Origin of the sequence: Vescimonas sanitatis (genome assembly GCF_049060325.1) — a bacterium.
In the GTDB taxonomy this organism is placed as follows: Bacteria; Bacillota; Clostridia; order Oscillospirales; family Oscillospiraceae; genus Vescimonas; species Vescimonas sanitatis.
The window spans coordinates 1-459 of record NZ_JBMGPW010000041.1 but is presented as its reverse complement, the minus strand read 5'-3'; the positions used below and the strand labels follow the sequence as shown (position 1 = coordinate 459).

Below are 459 nucleotides of genomic sequence, written 5' to 3'. Positions count from 1 at the left end.
CACATGCACATGCAGGTGCGGGATCTCGTAGCCGGCGATCATGAGCCCGGCCCGGCGCGCGGAGAACGCCGCCACCTGCGCCTTGCCGATCTGCTGGGCGACCATCGTCAGGTGCGTGACCAGCGCCGGGTCGACCTCCACCCATTCGTCCACCTCCGCACGGGGCACCACGAGCGTGTGCCCCGGCTGGAGCGGCGCGGCGGACAGGAACGCGACGCATGTCTGGTCCTGCCACACGAAGCGGGCGGGCAGCTCGCCGGCGACGATCCTGCTGAAGACGGTGGCCATGGGGATCCTCCTGAGGGGTCGGCGGGGCGGGGCCCCGGGGGTCGTCAGTCCCGGCCGGACGCGCCGTCGGGCTCGGGGCCGACCGCGACGGCGTTGGACGGGTCCTGGACCCATGCTGACCACGAACCCGGGTAGAGCGCCACTCCGGGTCGCCCCGCGACGGCCAGGGTG

Annotated in this window: 1 protein-coding gene; it reads right to left on the bottom strand. The window is 73.6% G+C overall.

The genetic code is table 11. From position 1 onward, the window contains the following. A partial coding sequence (locus tag ACOMDU_RS13655) for an HIT family protein (protein ID WP_421130704.1) occupies positions 1–288 on the bottom strand: 288 nt, incomplete at its 3' end. Positions 289–459: the final 171 nt, after the last annotated feature.